Source organism: Flavobacterium sp. (genome assembly GCF_013822155.1).
In the GTDB taxonomy this organism is placed as follows: domain Bacteria; phylum Bacteroidota; class Bacteroidia; order Flavobacteriales; family Flavobacteriaceae; genus Flavobacterium.
The window spans coordinates 1-6229 of sequence record NZ_PNJW01000090.1 but is presented as its reverse complement, the minus strand read 5'-3'; the positions used below and the strand labels follow the sequence as shown (position 1 = coordinate 6229).

At 31.2% G+C, this 6229-nt stretch carries 6 protein-coding genes and 1 pseudogene; 6 read left to right on the top strand and 1 reads right to left on the bottom strand.

Features of this window, described 5'->3' with window-relative positions; genetic code table 11:
• Positions 1-382: 382 nt before the first annotated feature.
• Positions 383-844 carry a DUF1905 domain-containing protein gene (locus C0512_RS14375; protein ID WP_290862770.1) on the top strand — a complete coding sequence of 154 codons (462 nt, stop codon included), beginning with the start codon at positions 383-385 and terminating at the stop codon, positions 842-844.
• A gap of 438 nt (positions 845-1282) precedes the next feature.
• Here the strand turns inward: C0512_RS14375 and C0512_RS14370 are convergent, their stop codons facing one another.
• Positions 1283-2968, bottom strand: a complete 1686-nt coding sequence (locus tag C0512_RS14370; RefSeq protein WP_290862769.1) for a recombinase family protein — start codon at positions 2966-2968, stop codon at positions 1283-1285.
• Positions 2969-3504: 536 nt separating this feature from the next.
• Here C0512_RS14370 and C0512_RS14365 point away from each other — a divergent pair.
• The 5 genes and pseudogenes from C0512_RS14365 to C0512_RS14345 all read left to right on the top strand — a co-directional run.
• A complete protein-coding gene (locus C0512_RS14365) occupies positions 3505-3882 on the top strand; it encodes a hypothetical protein (protein ID WP_290862767.1) in 378 nt (125 codons plus the stop codon).
• A 189-nt stretch (positions 3883-4071) separates the two neighbouring features.
• On the top strand, positions 4072-4941 hold the full coding sequence (locus tag C0512_RS14360; protein WP_290862765.1) for a DUF3347 domain-containing protein: 870 nt from the start codon (positions 4072-4074) through the stop codon (positions 4939-4941).
• 5 nt (positions 4942-4946) lie between these two features.
• Complete coding sequence (locus tag C0512_RS14355) at positions 4947-5417, top strand: thioredoxin family protein (RefSeq protein ID WP_290862763.1); 471 nt, start codon at positions 4947-4949, stop codon at positions 5415-5417.
• A gap of 8 nt (positions 5418-5425) precedes the next feature.
• The gene (locus tag C0512_RS14350; RefSeq protein ID WP_290862761.1) at positions 5426-5923 is read left to right on the top strand and encodes a heavy metal-associated domain-containing protein; all 498 of its coding nucleotides are present in this window, start codon (positions 5426-5428) and stop codon (positions 5921-5923) included.
• Positions 5923-6229: pseudogene (locus C0512_RS14345) on the top strand (hypothetical protein); the annotation flags it as partial. The gene C0512_RS14350 and the pseudogene C0512_RS14345, both read left to right, overlap by 1 nt.

Sequence of the window (6229 nt, the reverse complement as noted above, 5' to 3'; positions counted from 1 at the left end):
ATTGGATCCAAATCTAGAATCGACGAAAGCAATGATTCAAAAATTAGAAAACATAAGTAAATAAAAGGAAAATTTGATAAAGAACGATATGATATTAGAAGTTATACTTGAAGTCTAAAACTAAAAAAAACCATTCCTATCGGTTTGGGCATTAATTTTGTTTAAAAATCCAAAGCTATCTAAGAAAAATAGAGTTAACATACTTTTAAACTACATTAATAGCTTTAGAAATACTCAATAAAAATTATTTTAAGAATAAAGTGTTTGTTTTTTATGTAATTTTGAAAGTAACCTTAAATCGATGAACAGAAATCTTTCATAAAAGACTTATATTTAATTCATATGTACTAGTTAGCAGAAAGACGAAAAAAAAGGCACAAAAATGAAATATATCATAAAAGACGAAAAACTCGAATTAATATACGAACAAGGAAAAGGTGCTTGGACTTATCATTTACGAATTCCAAATTCCAAAGATATAGAAGGAAAATGGGGCGATATAAAAGTGTCTGGTTTCATTGATAATTACAAAATTGAAGCAAGAAATCTTGCTCCAATCAAAGGAGAGGATAAAATGCTTTCTATAAACGGCGAAATAAGAAAAATAATCAATAAAAAAGGTGGTGACTTTGTTACCGTTTCACTCTATTTATTATCCAAAAAAGAAGAAATAACAAAAAAGCAAATTTTAGAAACCTTCAAAGAATCAGGAGTTTTAGGAGCTTTTGAAAAATTAAATGAATTTGAAAAAAATGAAATTTTCGAAAGTATCATTTCTCAAAAAAATGAAGAGAAACAAATCAAGATAATTATAAAACATATTGATATATTAAGTGGGAAATGATTGGGTAAACATCTTTAAACTTTTTAAAAGAACTTAAAAAAAATCAATAGAGTCGTTTGAGCAAAACATAGTAATTTATCTAGCCCACAAGGAGTAAGTTTTCATTCAGTTTCCGAAATGATATTTATATTGCCCGAAATCACTAAGTTCCGCAGATCACAACAGTTAAAAAGCCACTAGATGTTAAAACAAAAAAGCCAGGTCTCACGACTTGGCTTTCATTTGTTTAACTCTAAGCAACTTAAGGAGACGTCTATATTTAGACGTCTTTCTTTATCATCATTACAACATGCTGATTTATAATAAATTAAACTCAAAAATATTCACTTCGAAAAATATTCGCCTTTTTTGAGTCTTGATTGGCTAAAATGTTTTAGCGTCAAATCTCACTATATATGAGCATTATGTGTTCGAAATCTCCCTGACCATTCATTCATCTCATCCGTCTTTGATATCATCTTTCTTGAAAGTACTGGCCAACAGATATAGAAAATCCAAAATAATGATTGCCTCGTCTTCATTAACTCTGATCCCTCCTTGTCTTAATGTTTTTATTGCCTTGTCGATAGAAACCTTTCTGCTTGAAAAAGGCTTTATAGTTATGTAATTTCTTTTTTCATAAACTTGAGAATTTAGTTGTTTTACATCTAAAACTATAGCATTATAAATTACAATCTTTTTAATAGCCTGATCGATTTGCAACGGGTTAAACCCCTTACTTTGTACATTTATTGACACTGGAGAAAACAAACTCGCTATGTGTCTTTTACCAACAATGTCTTTGGCTTTGTAAAACTGGTAAATATTAATCTCATCATCTAACCAAACATTTTTATTGCTAGAATCATATCCAATAAGTATCTGTTCGAGATGCTGCAACCTACCGTTCAAATAATGAATATTTTGATTATGTTCCTTTTTAATACACCTGAAATCTTCGAAGTCTATTTTTCCTGTAAGTAAGTGACTTCTCGCATTGGATATTAACTCTTCAAATTGAGAAATTTCAGTAATGACAGCCTTTTTTTCATCTAAACATTGTCTTCTAGCAGAGAAGATATTTTCATCTTCAAGCACCAAACTGAAAAGCTTGTATACAAACGGAGAAAGGGTTATTGTTTTTAACTGATCTTCATACAAGGCTTCTAAAATATCAGCCCTATATCTTCCCTTGCATCTTGAGGTAGAACAATGGTAATACCTATATTTTGAAAACTTTCCCTGTGATATACTGCCTGTAAATCTACATCCACAAAATGGACAGTATGTAAATCCCCTTAGAGGGAATAAAAGCTTTCTACAAAATTTTGCTTCTTTCTGTTTGCGTCTGCTTGTAAGCAGTATTTGGACCTTCCTAAAAAGTTCTTCGGATATGATGGGTTCATGTATGGCCTTTACAAATTGAATCTCTTCGTCTTTCGTTGCACTAACCGTTATTATACCACAATAAGTGGGGTTTCTCAGTATCTTCCAAAAATTGTTCTTACTGCATTGAAGACCTTTTTGACATACCATTATCCTGACTTGACTAATAGAAAATGTCCCCTTTGCAAACTGTTCAAAAGCCCATTTGATTAAGTTTGCCTCCGGGAACTTCGGCACTATAATCTTCCTGCCTTCCTGAGTTGACTGATTACTATATCCCATAGGTGCCCGTCCTGGCAACCTACCCATTTTACGAGATCTTCGCATACCATCCGAAGCATTTTTACCCCTCCTGCTGTTCTCCGCTTCCGGTATTGAAAGGTAAACTGCAAGCATAACTATGCTTTCAGGCACTTCAAAATCAATTGGCTGGTCGATTGCCATCGCTGTAGTGTTAAGTCCTTTCAATATTCTAAGCATATGGTATGCAAATTCAATGTTTCTGCTAAAACGATCCCATTTTATAAACAATATGCTATCTGGAGGGCTTTTTTTGTTCCTCTTTAATGTATTGATAATTTTCTTCCATTCTGGCCGATTAAAATCCTTTGCTGAAAAGTTCTCCTTAAATATCCCCTTTACTACAATTTGGTTCTGTTCGCAGTACCTTAACAACCTATCTTCCTGCTCAGGAAGAGAATAGCCTTTTCTCTTCTGTTCGTCAGTACTTACCCTGACATACAAATACGCTGATTTCATAATATTTAAACTTGATAATTTCAAAATAAAATTATCAAGTTTAAAAAAAAGACTTCTACATGTAACGATTAAAATAGTTTTGAAAATAAAAGCATCTGAGAGAACTTTAATCTTTAGTACCCATTATATTAAGCTAATACACTATCTAGTAGTTATTTCCAAGAGATTTCTTTACCGCTTGTTTGTTAAAACATATTAATTCTTTTTTTCAAAAGAAAAAAGATTAATATTGAAAATCAATGTCAATCAACATCATTAAATTCTCATCATTAATCACTACAAAATGAGCCTAAGTTTAGTATTACCTATTAACTCATTTTACTTAAATTATATTTATGATTTCGAAATAATAAGTTTTAATTTAATCAATTATTAGTAAATTTTATTAGAAGAAAAACTTAAAAGGAATAACTGAAAATATTTTTTAGATAAATCCCTCCAAAAATAATCAAACTCAAATAACTTAGTTATTTTAACAAATTCTTAATCGAATTTCATTTAAATCTGTGTAATTTTGTAATGTTTTGATTTTATATATGAAAAAACTTCACATTATAGTATTATTATTTTTAGGCATTTTTTTAATGCCTACGAGTGCTATTGCATGTGGTGTCAAGAACTCAAAAAAATCTTGTAACAAGGAAATTTCATGTTCTAAATCAGAAAAAAAAGAGTGTTGTTGTACAGATAAATCCAATAGTGAAGAAAACAAAGGATGTAATGGCAACTGCGATAACTCTCTTTGCGGATGTGCATCAACCTGCACCACATCAACAGTTAGTTTTTTATCAGAAATTAATTTTGTAACCCGTGTTTTTAACTTCCCTGCGGTAGAAAAAGTAAATTTTCCTAACGCTCAATCGTCTATCTCAGATGGTTTTTATTCTATTTGGCTAATTCCTAAAATAAGCTAAATAACTTTTTTGACAGCCAAAACTGTGTCAAAATGGTAGCTTTTTTGCTATCCACATACAAATTCATACAGTTATAAATTATGCTACATCACTAATAATGATATTATAGCCTTTACATCAACTGTAATTCATTAAAAATTATTTTTATTAACTAATCAAAGTACTCGCTTTGATCAAATATCATTTAAAATGAAAAATTCATTTATAAACATAATGGTAGTAATCTGTGTATTGCTATCAACTACAACAGATGCACAAATTAAGAATGCTACAACCGAGACAGTTAAAATTTACGGTAATTGTGGCATGTGTAAAACAACCATTGAAAAAACAGGAAATATCAAGAAAATAGCGAAAGTAGATTGGGATCAAGACACTCAAATGGCTACTTTAACTTATGATACAAAAAAAACAAACCAGGATGAAATTCTAAAAAGAATTGCCCTAGCAGGATATGATAGTGATAAATTTCTTGCTCCGGATGATGTATATAATAATCTTCATGGATGTTGTCAATATGAAAGAGTTGCAAAAGTTCATGTTAAGGAAGAAATCGGGATAGCGACTACCGAAGGAAATGCTAGTCATAGTAATCATTCTGAATCAGCCAACGTCGTGGTAGAGAATGAAGATCAATTGAAAGCAGTATTCGAAAATTATTTTCTAGTAAAAGATGCATTAATTGCCTCTGATGCAACTAAAGTTGCTTCAGCTTCAAAAGAACTTTTGAGTGCTGTAAATACCATCAAAATGGACAAACTTGAAATGGATGTTCATATGGTATGGATGAAAGTTCTCAGTTCAATAAAAGAAGATGTAAAACAGGTTGGAGACAGCAAAGACATCAAACAGCAACGTCAACATTTTTCAAATGTATCAAAAGATATGTACGGTCTAATGAAAGTGGCTAAATATGAATCCCCTATTTACTATCAGTTCTGCCCTATGTATAACGATGGAAAAGGTGCCAATTGGTTAAGCAAAGAAAACGCTGTAAAAAATCCATATTATGGGTCAATGATGTTGAGTTGTGGTAAAACGGTAGAAACTATAAAATAAGTAAAATGAAAAAGCTATTTTTTATATTTTTCATAATAGCCAATACTTTTATAGTAAATGGACAAATAAAAGTCGGAGACAAATTACCCGCTATCAAACTAAAAAGCAGTCGAAATAGTGACGTCAACTTAACATCATTTCAAGGAAAATATATACTCATAGATTTTTGGGCATCATGGTGTGGCCCGTGTCGGTTAGGTAATAAAAAATTAGTAAAACTCCATAGTGAAATTAGTCCTGATAAGATAGAAATCATTGGAATATCCATCGATACAGACGCTAATAAATGGCTAAAAGCCATCGAAAAAGACAAAATAAAGTTCACCCAATTAATTGATCCGAAAGGGTTTGATTCGAACACAGCTGTTCTATTTGGCGTGGAGGAATTACCATCTAAATTCTTATTTAGTCCTGAAGGTATTTTAATTGCAACCAATCCTAAAGAGGAAGAAATAACCAAATTAATTAAAAAATAAAAAATACGATGAAGAAAATAAATAAAGCATACATAGTAATCGCATCAATAATTTTAATGTTTTCACTTAAAAGTAATGCACAAATTATAAAAGCGGAAATAAGAGCAACGGGTTTAACGTGTTCAATGTGCTCCAATGCAATAAATAAACAATTAAAAAGTATGCCCGAAGTGGCTAATGTAGAAACCGACTTAAACACAAACACATTTACAGTAACATTAAATGAAGGCAATAATTTAAGTCCAAAATCTTTTAAGGATAAAGTAGAAAATGCAGGTTTCTTCATAGGTTCCTTAATTATAACTGCAAAGCCGGAAACCATAACCCAAAGTACTTACATTTTGGTTAGTGACAAACCAGATAACATGAATGAAATACAATTTCAAGTGGTTGACAAAGGCTATGTGACTGAAAAAGAGTTCAAAAAATTATCCAAATCATACAAAAGTGTTGAAACTTATGCTTCAAACAACGAAGATGATTTTCACATTAAAATTCTAAATTAATGAGAAAGATTATTTTAGTTGCAGTTGCAATAAGTTGCCAAAACATTTTTAGCCAGGAGTTATTTGTAGTAACGGATCCGGCTAGTAATGTTCCTGCAAATTCCCTGGCGGTTAATGTGATGCAGTCACTTTTCAAAGAGGAAATGAAATCAGGCTACAATTACCATTTTATGCCCGAAGCAACTTATGGACTAAACAAAAACATTATGTTCCGGGCTTCTGCTTTCATAAGTAACCGAAGCAACCAACTGGTGACTGAAGGAGGTAGTTTTTATACAAAGTACCGTTTCTATTCCTCCGATGATC

Coding starts and splice junctions, on each gene's coding strand:
- C0512_RS14365 (WP_290862767.1), top strand. CDS start 3,505: ATGAAAAAACTTCACATTATAGTATTATTATTTTTAGGCATTTTTTTA.
- C0512_RS14360 (WP_290862765.1), top strand. CDS start 4,072: ATGAAAAATTCATTTATAAACATAATGGTAGTAATCTGTGTATTGCTA.
- C0512_RS14350 (WP_290862761.1), top strand. CDS start 5,426: ATGAAGAAAATAAATAAAGCATACATAGTAATCGCATCAATAATTTTA.
- C0512_RS14355 (WP_290862763.1), top strand. CDS start 4,947: ATGAAAAAGCTATTTTTTATATTTTTCATAATAGCCAATACTTTTATA.
- C0512_RS14370 (WP_290862769.1), bottom strand. CDS start 2,968: ATGAAATCAGCGTATTTGTATGTCAGGGTAAGTACTGACGAACAGAAG.
- C0512_RS14375 (WP_290862770.1), top strand. CDS start 383: ATGAAATATATCATAAAAGACGAAAAACTCGAATTAATATACGAACAA.